General features: G+C 66.7%; 12 protein-coding genes. 7 read left to right on the top strand and 5 right to left on the bottom strand.

Features of this window, described 5'->3' with window-relative positions:
- Positions 1 to 26: 26 nt before the first annotated feature.
- The 3 genes from FHT19_RS17395 to modA are packed head-to-tail and all read right to left on the bottom strand — an operon-like array spanning position 27 to position 2,132.
- Positions 27 to 647 carry an ATP-binding cassette domain-containing protein gene (locus FHT19_RS17395; protein WP_169476093.1) on the bottom strand — a complete coding sequence of 207 codons (621 nt, stop codon included), beginning with the start codon at positions 645 to 647 and terminating at the stop codon, positions 27 to 29.
- Entirely contained in the window at positions 637 to 1,350 is a 714-nt protein-coding gene (modB, locus tag FHT19_RS17390; protein ID WP_211184990.1) for a molybdate ABC transporter permease subunit, read from the bottom strand. The genes FHT19_RS17395 and modB overlap by 11 nt, the downstream gene beginning before the upstream one ends.
- A 5-nt stretch (positions 1,351 to 1,355) precedes the next feature.
- Positions 1,356 to 2,132: a molybdate ABC transporter substrate-binding protein gene (modA, locus tag FHT19_RS17385; protein ID WP_169476091.1), complete on the bottom strand. Its 777-nt coding sequence runs from the start codon at positions 2,130 to 2,132 to the stop codon at positions 1,356 to 1,358.
- Between the two features lie 163 nt (positions 2,133 to 2,295).
- Between modA and FHT19_RS17380 the strand changes: the two genes are divergently transcribed.
- From FHT19_RS17380 to FHT19_RS17370, 3 genes are all read left to right on the top strand, one after another.
- Positions 2,296 to 3,048: a thioredoxin domain-containing protein gene (locus tag FHT19_RS17380; protein ID WP_169476090.1), complete on the top strand. Its 753-nt coding sequence runs from the start codon at positions 2,296 to 2,298 to the stop codon at positions 3,046 to 3,048.
- Positions 3,049 to 3,128: 80 nt separating this feature from the next.
- Entirely contained in the window at positions 3,129 to 3,584 is a 456-nt protein-coding gene (locus FHT19_RS17375; protein WP_168556900.1) for an Lrp/AsnC family transcriptional regulator, read from the top strand.
- Positions 3,585 to 3,587: 3 nt separating this feature from the next.
- Positions 3,588 to 4,661 (top strand): serine hydrolase domain-containing protein, encoded by a 1,074-nt coding sequence (locus FHT19_RS17370; RefSeq protein ID WP_169476089.1) that lies wholly within the window; start codon positions 3,588 to 3,590, stop codon positions 4,659 to 4,661.
- Here FHT19_RS17370 and FHT19_RS17365 read toward each other — a convergent pair whose 3' ends face one another.
- Positions 4,662 to 6,140 (bottom strand): MFS transporter, encoded by a 1,479-nt coding sequence (locus tag FHT19_RS17365; RefSeq protein WP_169476087.1) that lies wholly within the window; start codon positions 6,138 to 6,140, stop codon positions 4,662 to 4,664.
- Positions 6,141 to 6,255: 115 nt separating this feature from the next.
- Complete coding sequence (locus FHT19_RS17360; protein ID WP_168556897.1) at positions 6,256 to 7,290, bottom strand: substrate-binding domain-containing protein; 1,035 nt, start codon at positions 7,288 to 7,290, stop codon at positions 6,256 to 6,258.
- A gap of 369 nt (positions 7,291 to 7,659) precedes the next feature.
- Here FHT19_RS17360 and FHT19_RS17355 point away from each other — a divergent pair, with 369 nt between their 5' ends.
- The 4 genes from FHT19_RS17355 to FHT19_RS17340 all read left to right on the top strand — a co-directional run bounded on the left by FHT19_RS17355 (position 7,660) and on the right by FHT19_RS17340 (position 15,575).
- A complete protein-coding gene (locus FHT19_RS17355) occupies positions 7,660 to 10,491 on the top strand; it encodes a TonB-dependent receptor (protein ID WP_168556896.1) in 2,832 nt (943 codons plus the stop codon).
- Positions 10,492 to 10,585: 94 nt separating this feature from the next.
- The gene (locus FHT19_RS17350; protein ID WP_169476085.1) at positions 10,586 to 12,106 is read left to right on the top strand and encodes a tryptophan halogenase family protein; all 1,521 of its coding nucleotides are present in this window, start codon (positions 10,586 to 10,588) and stop codon (positions 12,104 to 12,106) included.
- Complete coding sequence (locus FHT19_RS17345) at positions 12,103 to 13,953, top strand: alpha-amylase family glycosyl hydrolase (RefSeq protein WP_169476083.1); 1,851 nt, start codon at positions 12,103 to 12,105, stop codon at positions 13,951 to 13,953. The genes FHT19_RS17350 and FHT19_RS17345 overlap by 4 nt, the downstream gene beginning before the upstream one ends.
- Entirely contained in the window at positions 13,950 to 15,575 is a 1,626-nt protein-coding gene (locus FHT19_RS17340) for an alpha-amylase family glycosyl hydrolase (RefSeq protein ID WP_169476081.1), read from the top strand. Before FHT19_RS17345 ends, FHT19_RS17340 begins: the two co-directional genes overlap by 4 nt.
- The last annotated feature ends 2 nt before the right edge of the window (positions 15,576 to 15,577 follow it).

The raw sequence follows: 15,577 nt of genomic DNA, 5'->3' as shown, positions 1-15,577 counted from the left end.
AACTCGTTCGCCAGGATTCAGGCCCGCTAAATTTCCACCACCGCATCAGCCAGCCGCGCCACATCCTGCTGCTGGTGCGATACCAGCAGGACCGGCAGGGCAAAGGCATCGCGGATGCGCGCGATCAGGGCAATCACCCCTTCGCGCCGCGCCGGATCGAGCGCGGTCAGCGGTTCGTCCATCAACAGGAAACGCGGGGCCGAAAGCAGCGCCCGGCCGATCGCCACGCGCTGCGCTTCCCCGCCCGACAACGTGTGCGGACGCCGGCCGAGCAAAGGCGTGATGTCGAGGAATCCGGTCACTTCCTCCAGCGTCAGGGTGCGGCGTTCGGCTGGGGCGTGGCGCCAGCCGAACAGCAGGTTGTCCCGCACGGACAGGTGCGGGAACAGGCGCAAGTCCTGAAAGACATAGCCAGCGGCGCGGACCTGGGGGGGCAGGTCGATCCCGCCGGCGGCATCGAACAGGACGGCGCCATCCACGGCGATGCGGCCCGAACGCGGGCGCAACAGGCCGGCGACGGCATCGAGCGTGCTGGTCTTGCCCTGCCCTGACGGGCCAACCAGCGCGGTAATGCCGGGCCCGCCGGCCACGCGCACGGCAAATTCGCGGCCACCGCGCGCCAGCACGATGTCGATATCAAAGGACATGCGCGCCCCCGCCCCCTTGCAAGCCAACGCCCCCCTGGCGCCGCGCCAGCCATTCCGAGCCGACCAGCGCCAGCAGCGACAGCACCACCGCCACCACGGCCAGGCGCCAGACCGTGGCTTCGCCGCCGGGCACCTGCAACGCAGCATAGATCGCCAGCGGCAGCGTCTGGGTTTCCCCCGGAATGTTGGACACGAACGTGATCGTGGCGCCGAATTCGCCCAGCGAGCGCGCAAAGCCCAGCACCGCACCGGCGAGCATGCCCGGCGCGCAGAGCGGCAAGGTCACCTGACGGAATGTGGCCCATGGCCCGGCGCCCAGGGTGCGCGCGGCCTGCTCCAGCCGGGGATCGACCGCTTCAAGCGACAGGCGGATGGCCCGCACCATCAACGGCAGGGCCATGATCGCGGCAGCCAGTGCCGCGCCGGTCCAGCGGAACAGCAGCGTCACGCCTAACGTGCGCCACAGCCAGCCACCCACCGGGCCGGCCGGCGCGAATGCCACCAGCAGCATCCAGCCGATCACCACCGGCGGCAAGACCAGCGGCAGGTGCACCACCGCATCGAGCACCAGGCGCCCGCGAAACCGCCCGCGCGCCAGCGCCCAGGCCAGGGCAAAGGCGATGGGCAGAACGCCCAGGATGGCAACGCCGCTGACTTTGGCCGACAGCGCCACCACGCCCCATTCCTGTGCCGAAAGCAGCATGCCCGTCAGTGCGCCACAAAGCCGAAGCGACGGAAAATCGCCTTGCCCTGCCCAGACAGCAGGAAGCGACGAAAACCTTCGGCATCGGGATGGGTGGAACTGGCCAGCCGGGCCAGCGGATAGGTGATCGGCGCATGGCTGCCGGCGGGAAACACCCCCACCACGCGCACGCCCGGTTCGGCCCGCGCATCGGTGGCATAGACGATGCCCAGCGGCGCGGCGCCATGGGCGACCAGGGCCAGCGCGGCACGCACGTTTTCGGCCCGCGCCACTTGTCCCTGAACCTGGCTCCACACCGCTAGCCGTTCCAGCGCCGCCTTGCCATAGCGGCCGGCCGGCACGGCGTCGGGATCGCCCATCGCCAGCTTGCCCCCGCCCAGCGCGCGCGCCAGCGGGAAACCAGGCGCGGGATAGAGCCGCAAGGCGCTGCCCGCCGGAGCCACGATCACCAGCGCGTTGGTCACCAGCCGCGCACGCGTGCGTGGTGCCAGTAGGCCGGCATGCGCAACATCGTCCATCCAGTCTTCATCGGCCGACACGAACAGGTCAGCCGGAGCGTGGGCCTCGATCTGTCGCGCCAGCGCCGAAGAGGCCGCGAACGATACCACCGGCCGTGCATGGCCCAACGCCGACCAGCGATCGGCCGCGGCGTTCATCGCTTCCTGCAGGCTGGCTGCGGCCAGCACCAGTGGCCCCTTGCCCAGGCCCTGTGCGGCGGCGGGCGCGGCGCTCGTGGCCAGAGCGGCGATCACGGCAAGAAAACGCAGAACAAGGCGGCCCATGGCAACTCCACAACGGATGCGCTGTATTTGGCGGGATATATTCAGCTGCCCTACAGCCAGCCAGGGCGAAATGCAAAAAGCACGGGCGCGGCAAAGCGGGCTTGCCGCCTGCCCCGGATTGGGCAAGAGCACGCACACGCAAGCGTAAGGACAAGGAACAGCAATGCGCGCATGGTTCCGGGCTATGGCCCTGGCGGCAACGATCACGGTCTCTGCGATGGGCCCTATGGCCGCCCAGGCACTGGCCGCGCCGGCCCAATTGCCCGATATCCCGGCCCCTTGGCGCACCGTTCCCGATGTGGGTGCGCTGCTGGCGCAAGATCGCGTCTCGGGCCCGGTCCAGGCGCCCGTGAGCGTGGTGGTCTGGTCCGATCCCGAATGCCCCTATTGCAAGCAGTTTTCCGGCGTGCCCGACGCGGCCATTTCGCGGGCCAAGGGCCAGGCCAACCTGGCCATTCGCATGCTGCCCCTGCCGTTCCACGGTGCGGCCGCCGTGCTGGGCGGCATGGCGGCGCTGTGCGTGGCCGATCAGGGCGGGTCGGCGGCCTATTACCGTTTCCTGGGCGATTACTTTGCCCGCACCGGCGGCAATGGCCGCGGCCTGCCTGGCAATGGCACCGATCGCGGCCGCGGCGCGGTGGTCGCGCTCGCCCGGCAGGATGGCGCCGCCGACGCGGCCAAGCTCGACGCCTGCCTGCGCAGCGACGATACCCTGGGGCGCCTGGCGGCCGAGGGCGACGCCGCCGAACGCGCCACGGTACAGGGCACGCCGGCCGTTGCCGTGCGCAACAACACCACGGGCGAAACCATCCTCGTCGATGGGGCGATCGATGGCGAAACCCTGGACGCGGCGATCGCCCTGATGGCCGCGCGCAGCACCCGCCACGGCCCGCCGCCGGCGGATTATTCGCGTTGATCCAGATCGAGCCCCAAATTGAGCCAAAGTTTCCCGCGAATCAGGCTTCAAACGCCAAGTTTTCGCGCTAAACGGCAGGGATGGACCGCATAGATCGCAAGTTGCTGGCTGCACTGCAGGCAGATTCGCAAAGTTCGCTGGCACAACTGGCCGATCGGGTGGGGCTTTCCAGCTCTGCCTGCCACCGGCGGATGCGCGCGCTGGAAGAAAACGGCACGATCACGGGCTATGGCGCACGGGTTGACGCGGGCAAGATCGGGCTCAACCTGCATGCCCTGATCGACATCACCCTGGAAAGCCAGAGCCGCGAAGCGATGGAACGGTTCGAACGCGCCGCGCTGGATTCGACTGAAATCCTTGAATGTTATCTCATCTCGGGCACGGGTGATTATCGCCTGCGCATCGGCGCGCGCGACATGGCCGATTACGACCGGCTGCACCGCGATTGCCTGGCCCGCCTGCCCGGGGTCAGCGCGATGCACACCAGCTTCGTGATCCGCCCGATCAAGGCATGGAACGGCTATGCCCTTGGATAGGGCATGATCATGGCACGGCGCGGCATGCTCGGCCTGTTGGCTGGATTGCCGTGGGCGGGCCTGGCGCGCGCGGCGTCGCTGTCCTTTCCGCGCGACACGGCGGCCGCTGCCCGGCTGCGCCGCCGCCTGGGGGTTCCCGCGCTGTCTGCCGGTTGGCGCGCAGGCGCCACGGCGGGTGAAACCTGCGCCGGCCTGCGCATGACCGGCGCTACCGCGCCTGTCGCACAAGGCGATGCCTGGCACTGGGGCTCCGTCACCAAGCCGGTCACTGCCACGCTGATTGCCCTGGCGGTGGAAGCGGGTGAGCTTGCCTGGGACGAGCCGCTGCTGGCACGCCTGGCCTGGCACGATGCACCGGCCTGGCAGGGCGTTACGCTCTTGCACCTGCTGTCCCATACCAGCGGCTTTCCCCGCTTGGACAGCGATGGCGAAATGGATGCCTTTCCGGCAGAGGAAGCCGATCCGCGCGCCAGCCGCCTGGCCCTGACCCGCATGACTCTCGCCCGCGCGCCCGAGGCCGCGCCGGGCACACGCTTCATCTATTCCAACCGCAACTACGTGGCTGCGGCCGCAATGCTTGAGGCGGCCTGCGGCCAGCCCTGGGAAACGCTGGTGGCCCAGCGCCTGTTCGCGCCGCTTGGCATGGCCGGGGCGGGCTTTGGCGCACCGGGCACGCCGGGCATGCTGGACCAGCCGGTGGGCCATGCCTGGTGGCCCGGTGAAGCCGGCGTGCCCCACCCGCCGGGCGTACCACCGACCGACAATCCCGCCGTTGCGGGGCCCGCCGCAAGGCTGCACGCGCCCATCGCCGCGATGATCGCGTTCCTTGAGGCCCACCGCACCCGCGCGCCACTGTTGCGGCCGCAAACCTGGCAGCGGCTGCACACCCCGCCGTTCGGCGGCAGCTATGCGCTGGGTTGGGTCGTGCGCCCCGATGGCACCTTGTGGCACGATGGCAGCAACAACCTGTGGACCGCGCAAGTGCTGGTGAGACCCGATGCCGCGCGCGCGATCGCCACCAACTGGGGCGATCACCAGCGGCTGGCAACGCCGCTGGAGGCGGCGCTGCGCAGTTGATCAATCGGTCTCTTCCACCCGCGCCATGGCCACCACCGCGCCAGCCATGACAAGCGCCGCCACCAGCATCGTCCACTTCGGCTCGTCAGGAAAAAAGCTGCGCATCACCCCGCCCATGGCCGTCGCCACGATGAGTTGCGGGATCACGATGAACAAGTTGAACAACCCGATATAGATGCCGAACTTGCGCGGGGGCAGCACCCGGGTGAGGATCACATAGGGCATGCCCAGGATGGAAGCCCAGGCCACGCCCACCAGGGCCATCGGCACCAGCAGCAGCGTGGCATCGCGGATGACCAGCAGCAGCACGAAGGCCAGCGCCCCGGCGCCCAGCCCCACCATATGCGTGCGCACATTGCCAATCCGCCGCGCCAGCACCGGCAGGGCAAACGCCGCCAGTGCCGCAACGCCATTGTAAAAGGCGAACATCACGCCCACCCAGTCGGCCCCGGCGTTATAGGCTGCGCCGCTGGTGTCGGTGGCATGGAACACTTCGCGCGTGACCACCGGCGTGGTGTAGATCCACAGGATGAACAGCGCGACCCAGGTGAAGAACTGCGCCAGGGCCAATTGCCGCATCGCGCGCGGCATCTGCGCCAGGTCGCTTACCACATGGGCCAGCGCGCCGGTGCTGCCCAATGCCCGCACCACCACTTGCAACAGGCCGAACGCCACCAGCCCGCCGCCCAGCACCAGCAACTGCTTGTCGAGGCCCAGCGCCAAGACCAGGCCGAGCAGCACCGCCCCGCCAATGATCCACAGCGGCCCACGCGCGGGATTGACCAGCGGCCCATGGCTGGCCTCGGTTTCCGGCTCTTCGGCAAAGGCGGCCATCTGCGCCGGGCTGTATTCGCGCACGCGCAGCGCGGTCCACGCCACTGCCGCCACCATGGCAAAGGCGCCGAGGTAGAAACTATAGCGCACCGAGGGTGGGATCACCCCTTCAGGTGCGGTATTGGCAATGCCCATCGCCTTGAACGCAGCCGGCGCCAGGCTGCCCAGCACCGCGCCCGCACCGATGAACCATGTTTGCAGGGCAAAGCCCTGGGCGCGCTGGTGCGGCGGCGTCATGTCGCCCACAAAGGCGCGGAACGGTTCCATCGCCACGTTGAGCGAAGCGTCGAGCAACCAGAGGAACAGCGCGGCCAGGATCAGCAGCGGCGTGTTGGGCAGGCCCAGCAGCGCCAGCGCCGCCAGAACCGCGCCGGCCACGAAATAGGGCCGCCGCCGGCCGAACTTGCCCCAGGTGCGATCCGACCAGTGCCCGATCAGCGGCTGCACCACCAGGCCGGTGACCGGCCCCGCGATCCACAGGAATGCCAGATCGTCCACCTTGCTGCCCAGCGCCTGGAAAATGCGGCTGACGTTGGCGTTCTGCAGCGCGAAGGCCAACTGGATGCCGAAAAAGCCGAAGCTGGTGTTCCACAGCCCCCAGAATGTCTGTGGGGGTTTTTGTGCCCCAAACGCAGCGGTGCTCATGGCGTCCTCTCTTCATTTCCCGCCTGCCGCGATGCGCCAGAGCGACCGCAGGAGCGAGATGCATACGAATGCTATGCGTTGGCCAGGTGGTGGAACCCTCGCGCTGGCAGCAATGCTACCCTCCGCTGCTCGCCCGCACCACCAGCCGGGTGGGCAGCACGGCGGGCGGCGGAATGCGCTCCTCGATTTGCGCAAGTACCGATTCCACCAAGGCTTCCCCTGCCAGGCGGATGTCCTGCACCACGGTGGTGAGCGGGGGATTGGCAAAGCCCGCGGCGGGAATATCGTCGAACCCCACGATCGCCACGTCGCCGGGCACGGCCAGCCCGGCATCGGCCAGCACGCGCTGCGCGCCGATGGCGATCAGGTCGCTGGCGGCAAAGATGGCATCGAACGCCACCCCGCGCGAGAGCAGCGTGCGCGCCGCGCCATGGCCGGATTCTTCCGAACTGATCGCATCGACCACCAGCGCCGGGTCTTGCGACAAGCCCGCTGCCGCCAGCGCACGCAGCAGGCCTGCATGGCGTTGTTCGAATTCGGGATAATGGCTGTCGGCTTGGCCGAGGAATGCGATGCGCCGGCGGCCCCGCGCGATCAGGTGCTCGCCCGCCAGCCGCCCGGCACCGAAATTGTCCGATCCCACGGTGGCGCCGATCGTGCCCTGGTCAACCGAACCCCAGCGCACGAAATGGGTGCCGGCCTTCACCAGTTGGCGCAGGCGGCTTTCATAGAGGGTATAGTCGCCATAACCCAGCAGGATCAGCCCGTCGGCGCGGTGGCTTTCCTGATAGCGGCGGTGCCAGTCGTCCTCCAGTTTCTGGAACGAGACCAGCAGGTCCAGCCCCTTGGCCGCGCAATGCCGGGTGATCGAGCCCAGCATCGAAAGGAAGAACGGGTTGATGTTGGATTCATCGGGCGTGGGATCTTCGAAAAACAGCAACGCCAGGGTGTTGGAGCGCTGCGTGCGCAACGAAGAGGCGTTCTTGTCCACCGTGTAGTTGAGCTGGCGGGCGATCGCCTCGATCTTTTCGCGCGTCGCCTTGCTCACCGATTTGCTGCCGCGCAGCGCCCGGCTGACGGTGGGCTGCGAAACCCCGGCCAGGTAGGCGATTTCGAAACTGGTCGGCTTGTTCGAAGGTTTGCGCCCCATGGCGTGCTCTCCCACCCGGATTGTTACCGCGCACACTATGCATAATTTTTAATTTATGCAACAAAGCGTGGGCATATGCCCTGCCAATGGCATGATCTTCAAATCTATACATATGGAAAAAAAGACATTTTTTCGCATAAGCGAAATATGCCGGAATGCATGGTATACGTATGCCTTATTCGCTCCGGCCTTGCTTGGGCGTAGTTTGTAAACAAGCGAGATCCGGTGGAACCAGGTGTCACACATGCCGCCCAGCGGGATGGATGAACCTGGCGGGTATCGCGCATATGCCGATCGCCCAAATGGCGATGGGCCCGCCAACAAGGTTCGTGGCCGGTAAGAGTGCCGGCTGGGGGAGTGGAAGGTATCATGGCACATCACGCAGTTTCTGCGGGCGGCTTGCGCTGCTCGCTGGTCGCGCTGGCGACCGTTCTGGCCGGCAGCAGCCCGGCTCTCGCTCAGGAAGCGGCACCCGCGACGGCGCCGCAGGCAACCGCAGATGCCACTCCCGAACAGGGCGCCATCGTGGTTTCGGGTATCCGCGCCTCGCTCAATGCCTCGGCCTCGATCAAGCGCAATTCGATCGCCATCGTCGAAGCGGTTTCGGCCGAAGACATCGGCAAGTTGCCCGACGTCTCGATTGCGGACTCGCTCGCCCGCCTGCCCGGCGTGACCGCGCAGCGCCTGGAAGGGCGCGACCAGCGCCTGTCGATCCGTGGCCTTGGTCCGGATTTTTCCACCACGCTGCTCAACGGCCGCGAACAGGTGACCGTAGGCGATAACCGCGGCGTCGAATACGATCAGTACCCGTCGGAATTCTTCAAGAACGTGGTCGTCCACAAGGCCGCCGATCCTTCGCTGATCGCGGCGGGCATTTCCGGCACGGTCGATCTGCGCATGCTGCGTCCGCTCGCCCAGGCCGGCCGCGTCATCGCCGTGCAGCTGCGCGGCCAGATGAACGGCATGAAGAAGCTCAATCCCGATGGCCAGCGCTATGGCTATCGCGCTTCGGCCACGTATGTGGACAAGTTCGCCGACGACACCTTCGGCATCGCCATCGGCGTTTCGGCCACCTCGGCCCCGTCGCAGGACGAACGCTACAACGCCTGGGGCTTCCCCACGCTGTCCGATGGCAAGACCCTGATGCTGGGCGGCGCCAAGCCCTATGTGCAGTCCAACCTGCTCAACCGCTATGGCGCGGTCGCCACGCTGGAATACCAGCCCAACGACAACTGGCACTCCACGCTCGACGTGCTCTATTCGCACTTCAAGGAAACGCAGCACCTGCGCGGGATCGAATTCCCGATCTTCCCCGATTGGTCGGGCCTGGGCGGCGGTGACACCACCACGATCCAGCCGGGCTACACGGTGAAGAACGGCTTCGTCACCGATGCCACGATCACCAACGTCAAGGCGGTGATGCGCAACGACTATAACCAGCGCAAGGCCGACAACCTGTCGATCGGCTGGAACAACGTGTTCGGCCTGTCCGACACGATGCACCTGACGGTCGATGCCAGCTACAGCCACGCCAAGCGCACCGACTTCCTGCTCGAAAACTATTCGGGCACCGGCTATATCACCGGTGGCGCGCGCGACACGCTGCACATCACCCAGAACAGCAACGGCACGTTCGATATCGTGCCCACGCTCGACTATGGCAACGCGGCGAATTTCGGCATCACCGATCCGCGCGGCTGGGGCTACAACGGCACCACCGCCGTGGTCCAGGCCGGCTTCCTCAACAAGCCCAGCTTCAAGGACGATCTGGCCTCGCTGCGCGCCAGCCTGGATGGCGAATTCGCCTCGGGCGGGTTGCTCAAGGGCTGGGAAGTGGGCGCCAACTACAGCTATCGCAAGAAGACCTCGGCGTTCACCTCGTACTTCCTGTGCCCCAAGGGCGGCGGCACCGGTTGCACGCCGGGCAGCGGCACCACCACGTTCGCGCCCATCCCGCAGGCCGCCGTCATCGGCACGGTTCCGCTCGCCTACCTCGGCGTGCCGCGCATGCTCGCGCTCGATCCGATGTACCTCTACAACAACGCGTACAACTCGGTGTACGACAACCGCCCGGTCTCGCTGGTGCGCGACAACTCGGTGACGGAAAAGGTCTGGACCGGCTATGCCATGATCAAGCTGGATGGCGACGTGGGCGGCAAGCGCCTGTCGGGCACCATCGGCGTTCAGGGCATCTACACCGACCAGAGCAGCAAGGGGTCGCTCTCGAACTTCGACAGCACCACCGGCGCGGTGATCGTGACGCCCGCCACCGGCGGCGCCAAGTACTGGAACGTGCTGCCCAGCGCCAACTTCGCGCTGGAACTGGCCCCGGCCACCTACCTCAAGCTCGCCGGCTCGCTCACCATGGTGCGCCCGCGGCTTGACCAGGAACGCGTGAACCAGGAATTCTCGATCAACCCGACCAACATCGGCTCCACCGATCCGACGCGTCCGTTCTTCAGCTCGAACGGCGGCAACGCGGCGCTGCGTCCCTACAAGTCGGCCAATCTCGACCTGTCGGCCGAGCACTACTTCGCCAAGGGCGGCTATGTGTCGGCAGCGCTCTATTACAAGCGCCTGACCGACTTCGTCGATCCCAACAACTCCTACGCCTATGATTTCAAGTCGGTCGTCGCCAGCCTGCCGGCCGCGATCCGCGACCAGATCGCCACCACGATCGGGCCGGTGACGGCGCCGGGCAACACCGGCAAGGGCACGGTCAAGGGCGCCGAAGCGACGGCTTCGCTGCCGTTCGGCATGTTCACCCCGGTGCTCGATGGCTTCGGCGTGTTCGGCTCGGTCAGCTATACCGACAGCCGCATCGTCTTTGCCAAGAACCCGGACGATCCGATCACGCTGCCGGGCCTCTCCAAGTGGGTGGCCAATGCCTCGGTCTATTATGAAAAGGCCGGGTTCCAGGCGCGGGCGAACTATCGCTTCCGCTCCAGCTTCCTGGCGGAAGTGGCGGGTCTTTCGGCCAATCCCACCTATCGCACGGCCAAGTCGGAAGGCATTCTCGATGCACAGATCGGGTATGAATTCCAGCCCGGTTCGTCGCTGGCAGGTCTGGCTGTCATGTTCCAGGCCAAGAACCTCACCGATCGTCCGTTCATCACCTACCAGAACAACGATCCGCGCCAGGTGATCGATTACCAGCGCTATGGCCGCGATTTCTATCTGACCGTAAGCTACAAGCTGTAAGTTCCCTCCGAAAGCGGGTGGCTCTGCCGGGCCACCCGCTTTCAACCCCCAGGGTGCGAAACGTCGTCACGCTCTAACCGGAAGGCGCCCGGCCATGGACAGCCAAGCAGCACGTTCGATCACCATCGTGGGCGGTGGCACCGCCGGCTGGATGTGCGCGGCGGCCCTGGCCCATTTCGTGGGCGAAAATACCCGCATCACCCTGGTCGAAAGCGATGCCATCGGCACCATCGGCGTGGGCGAGGCCACCATTCCCCAGATCCGCATGTTCAACCAGACGCTGGGGATCGACGAGACCGATTTCATCCGCGCGACGGGCGCCACGTTCAAGCTGGGCATCGAATTCGCCGGCTGGCTCCGCCCCGGCCACAGCTATCTCCACGCCTTTGGCGACGTGGGCCGCGACATTGGCCTGGGCGGCTTCCGCCATTTCTGGTCGCGCGCGCATCGCCTGGGCCTGGCCCGCCCGCTGGGCGATTACAGCGTGAATGACCTGGCCGCCCGCGCAGGCAAGATGCACGACGGCGCGCCGCTGACCAACCGCAACGTGCCCGCCGTTCCCCACGCCTTCCATTTCGATGCCGGGCTCTATGCCGCCTACCTGCGTCGCTACGCGCAAAAGCATGGCGTGGTCCGCCAGGAAGGCACGATCGTGTCCGTCGCACGCGATGGGCAGAACGGCGATGTCACCACCCTCACCCTGGCCGATGGCCGCGTGGTGGCCGGTGACCTGTTCATCGATTGCTCCGGCCTGCGCGCGCTGCTGATCCAGGACACACTGGGCGTCGGGTTCGACGATTGGTCGCACCTGCTGCCCGCCAACAGCGCCGTGGCCGTGCCCAGCGAACGGACCGCACCGCTCACGCCCTATACGCGCGCCACCGCCCACGCCGTCGGCTGGCAATGGCGCATCCCGCTGCAACATCGCACCGGCAATGGCCGCGTCTATTGCAGCGCCTTCCTGAGCGATGACGAAGCCGCGGCCGGCCTGCTCGCCAATCTCGACGGCGCCCCGCTCGCCGATCCGCGCGTGATCCGCTTTGCCACGGGTCGCACGCGCCAGGCCTGGTCGCACAACGTGATCGCCATGGGCCTGGCCAGTGGGTTCCTCGAACCATTGGAATCCACCTCGATCCACCTGATCCAGTCGATGATCGCGCGGATCATGGCGTTTGGCCCCACCTGCCGCCCGGCGCCTGCCGTGCGCGCGACGTTCAACCGCCAGTTTGCCGACGAGATGGAACGCATCCGCGACTTCATCGTGCTGCATTACTGGGCGAACGAACGCGAAGAACCGTTCTGGCAGGCCTGCCGCAGCATGGCCCTGCCCGACAGCCTGGCCGAAAAGATCGAACTTTTCCGCAGCGCCGGACACCTGTTCCGTGATCAGTCCGATCTGTTCAGCGAAGTCGGCTGGCTGCAAGTGCTGGTCGGCCAGGGCATCGTGCCCGCCACCAGCCACGCCCTGGCCGAAGCGGTCTCGGAAAGCGACCTGGCCGCCTGGCTCGATACCCTGCACACGCTCTATGCCCGTGAAGTGGCCGCCTGGCCCACCCACGCCGATTACATCGCGCGCCATTGCGCCGCGCCTTCCCCACAAGGACTTGTTGCATGATCCTGCGCCGCCGCGCTGCCGCCCTGGCGGCCGCTCTTGCTGCTTCCGCCTTGGCGCCGGCCCATGCCGCGCCCGCTCCCTCTGCCGTGGCCGCGCGCCCGGCGGCGGGCGAGTCGATCTATTTCGTTTTGCCCGATCGCTTTGCCAATGGTGACAGCGCCAACGACACCGGCGGCTTGAAGGGCGGGCGCCTGCAAACCGGCTTCGATCCGGCCGACAAGGGCTTTTACCATGGCGGCGACATAAAGGGCCTGATCGCGAGGCTGGATTACATCAAGGGCATGGGCTTCACCGCCGTCTGGGTCGGCCCAGTGTTCAAGAACAAGGCCGTGCAGGGCGCGCCGGGGCAGGAAAGCGCCGGCTACCACGGCTACTGGATCACCGATTTCACCCAGGTCGATCCGCATTTTGGCACCAATGCCGAATTTGCCGCACTGGTCACCGCAGCCCATGCGCGCGGCTTGAAAGTCTACATGGATATCGTGGTCAACCACACGGCCGACGTGATCCAGTATCGCGAAGCGCCGGCTGGCACCGCCGCCCCCTATCGCGACAAGGCCAGCTATCCCTATAGCCGCAAGGGCGGCCTGTCCGGCCCGGCGATCAACCAGGGCTTTGCCGGGGACGAAGATTCGAGCGAGGCCAATTTCGCCCGCCTCACCGATCCCGGCTATGCCTACACGCCCTTCATTCCCAAGGGCGAAGAGCACGCCAAAGTGCCCGATTGGCTGAACGACGTGCGCTATTACCACAACCGGGGCGACAGCACATTCAGCGGCGAAAACAGCCGCTTCGGCGATTTCGTCGGGCTGGACGACGTGTTCACCGAACACCCGCGCGTGCGTGCCGGGATGATCGCGATCTATGCCGACTGGATTCGCAAGTTCCACGTCGACGGGTTCCGCATCGACACCGCGCGCCATGTCGATCCCGGTTTCTGGCAGGCCTTCATCCCCGCGATGCAGCAAGTGGCCAAGGCGCAGGGCATTCCCCATTTCGCCATCTTCGGCGAAGTGGCGCGCGAGAACCCGGACAACGGCTATATTGCCCGCTTCACACGGCGCGACGGCTATCCCAATGTGCTCGACTTTGCCTTCCACGCCGCCGTGCGCGCCGTGCTGGCGCAGGGCAAGGGCACCGATGTGCTGGCCGACTTGTTCGATGGGGATGTGCTCTACCAGGGCGGAGACGCGGCCGCGCTGGCCCAGCCGACGTTCATCGACAACCACGACGTGGGCCGCTTTGCCTGGCTGGTGGAGCACGACATGCCCGGCATCGGCCAGGACGAACTGCTCGCCCGCACGGCGCTCGCCCATACCATGCTGCTCACCCTGCGCGGCAGCCCGGTGGTCTATTACGGCGACGAACAGGGCATGGTCGGCCACGGCAACGACCAGGCCGCCCGGCAGGACATGTTCGCCAGCAAAGTGGCGAGCTACAACGACCAGCCGCTGCTGGGCACCACCCGCACCACGACGCAGGACAATTTCAACCCCGATCACCCGCTCTACCAGCTGATCGCCCGGCTCAACGGCTTGCGCGCCGCGCATCCCGCCCTGGCGCGCGGGCGGCAGGTTACCCGCAGCTATGGCGAAAAGCCTGGCTTGTTCAGCGTTTCGCGGTTCGATCCTGTCACGGGCGCGGAATATCTGATTGCCTTCAACACCTCAGGCCAGCCCATCAAGGTGGCCAGCACGATCGGCACGAGCGCGAAAGACTTGCAAAGCCTGTTGGGCCAGTGCCCCGCCCATGTGGCTGCGCCTGGCTCGGTTGTGCTTGACTTGCCCGCTTACGGCAGCGCTGTCTGCCGCGTCCTTCCCACTTCCTCTCCTAAGCAAGGCCAATGACCCAGCAAACGCCCCCGTCTTCCGCCCAAGACCTGCCCTGGTGGCACGGCGCGGCGATCTACCAGATCTATCCGCGCAGCTTTGCCGATTCCAATGGCGACGGCGTGGGCGATCTGGCCGGCATCACCGCCCGGCTCGATCACGTGGCGCGGCTGGGCGCCGATGCCATCTGGATTTCCCCATTCTTCACCTCGCCGATGCGCGATTTCGGCTATGACGTTTCGGATTACTGCAATGTCGATCCGGTGTTCGGCACGCTCGAGGATTTCGATGCCCTGGTGGCGCGCGCGCACGAACTGGGCCTGAAAGTCACCATCGACCAGGTCTATGCCCACACGTCGGACCTGCACCCGTGGTTCGTGGAAAGCCGGCAGAGCCGCGACAATGCTTATGCCGACTGGTACGTCTGGGCCGATCCCAAGCCCGATGGCTCCCCCCCGTCGAACTGGCAATCGGTGTTCGGCGGCCCGGCCTGGCGCTGGGACGCGCGGCGCTGCCAGTATTACCTGCACAATTTCCTGGCCGAGCAGCCGCAAGTGAACGCCCACAACCCCGCCGTGCAGGAAGCGCTGCTGGGGGTGATGAAGTTCTGGCTGGATCGCGGCGTCGATGGCTTCCGCATCGATGCGCTCAATTTCCTGATGCACGATCCCACCCTGCGCGACAATCCGCCCGCGCCCGAGGATGGCCGCCGCCGCACGCGCCCGTTCGATTACCAGCTCAAGATCTACAACCAGTCGCACCCCGGCATCGTCACCTTCATCGAACGCCTGCGCGCGCTGTGCGACAGCTATGGCGCGGTGTTCACCGTGGCCGAAGTGGGCGGTGACTTGGCCGAAACCGAAATGAAGGAATACACCGCCGGCCCGGCGCGCCTCAACAGCGCCTATGGCTTCGATTTCCTCTATGCCCCGCAGATCACGCCGGTGATGGTGCGCGATGTCCTGGCCAAGTGGCCCGATGAACCCGGCATGGGCTGGCCGAGCTGGGCGTTCGAAAACCACGATGCGCCCCGCGCCCTCTCGCGCTGGGCCACGCCCGAGGCGCGCGATGCCTATGCCCGGATGAAAGCCGTGCTGTTTGCCGCCCTGCGCGGCAACATCATCGTCTACCAGGGCGAGGAACTGGGCCTCACCCAGGTGGATATCCCATTCGAGCAGTTGCAGGACCCCGAGGCGATTGCCAACTGGCCGCTGACGCTCTCGCGCGATGGCGCCCGCACCCCGCTGCCGTGGCAGGCGCAAAGCGCGATGGGGGGCTTCACCGCCGGCCCGGCCCCTTGGCTGCCGCTCGGCGAGGAAAACCTGGCGCGCGCGGTGGACCGCCAGGAAGCCGATCCCGCCTCGCTGCTCTCGCTCACCACGCGGCTGCTACACTTGCGCCGGGAAAGCCCGGCGCTGCGCCACGGCAGCTTCGATGTGCTGCAGGCCGATGCCAGCCTGCTGGTGGCGCGCCGCCGGTTCGGCGGCCAATCGCTGCTGGTGCTGATCAACATGGCAAACCAGCCGGTCGCCTGGCCGCAGGACGTGGCCGCAGAAGGCACCGTGCTGGTGGCCGAAAACGATGCCAGCCTGGGTTACCTGCCTGGCTTTGCCGCCCTCATCGTCGAAGAGAGGATCTAACC

It is taken from the genome of Novosphingobium sp. SG919, from assembly GCF_012932495.1.
In the GTDB taxonomy this organism is placed as follows: domain Bacteria; phylum Pseudomonadota; class Alphaproteobacteria; order Sphingomonadales; family Sphingomonadaceae; genus Novosphingobium; species Novosphingobium rhizosphaerae.
Note: the sequence above shows the minus strand (reverse complement) of the source record. Positions and strands in the feature narration are given on the sequence as shown.

What these genes read in the sequence shown, in the direction of transcription:
- FHT19_RS17375 (WP_168556900.1), top strand. Translation starts at nt 3,129, where the DNA reads ATGGACCGCATAGATCGCAAGTTGCTGGCTGCACTGCAGGCAGATTCG.
- FHT19_RS17360 (WP_168556897.1), bottom strand. Translation starts at nt 7,290, where the DNA reads ATGGGGCGCAAACCTTCGAACAAGCCGACCAGTTTCGAAATCGCCTAC.
- FHT19_RS17345 (WP_169476083.1), top strand. Translation starts at nt 12,103, where the DNA reads ATGATCCTGCGCCGCCGCGCTGCCGCCCTGGCGGCCGCTCTTGCTGCT.
- FHT19_RS17370 (WP_169476089.1), top strand. Translation starts at nt 3,588, where the DNA reads ATGATCATGGCACGGCGCGGCATGCTCGGCCTGTTGGCTGGATTGCCG.
- FHT19_RS17380 (WP_169476090.1), top strand. Translation starts at nt 2,296, where the DNA reads ATGCGCGCATGGTTCCGGGCTATGGCCCTGGCGGCAACGATCACGGTC.
- FHT19_RS17365 (WP_169476087.1), bottom strand. Translation starts at nt 6,140, where the DNA reads ATGAGCACCGCTGCGTTTGGGGCACAAAAACCCCCACAGACATTCTGG.
- modB (WP_211184990.1), bottom strand. Translation starts at nt 1,350, where the DNA reads ATGCTGCTTTCGGCACAGGAATGGGGCGTGGTGGCGCTGTCGGCCAAA.
- FHT19_RS17395 (WP_169476093.1), bottom strand. Translation starts at nt 647, where the DNA reads ATGTCCTTTGATATCGACATCGTGCTGGCGCGCGGTGGCCGCGAATTT.
- FHT19_RS17355 (WP_168556896.1), top strand. Translation starts at nt 7,660, where the DNA reads ATGGCACATCACGCAGTTTCTGCGGGCGGCTTGCGCTGCTCGCTGGTC.
- modA (WP_169476091.1), bottom strand. Translation starts at nt 2,132, where the DNA reads ATGGGCCGCCTTGTTCTGCGTTTTCTTGCCGTGATCGCCGCTCTGGCC.
- FHT19_RS17340 (WP_169476081.1), top strand. Translation starts at nt 13,950, where the DNA reads ATGACCCAGCAAACGCCCCCGTCTTCCGCCCAAGACCTGCCCTGGTGG.
- FHT19_RS17350 (WP_169476085.1), top strand. Translation starts at nt 10,586, where the DNA reads ATGGACAGCCAAGCAGCACGTTCGATCACCATCGTGGGCGGTGGCACC.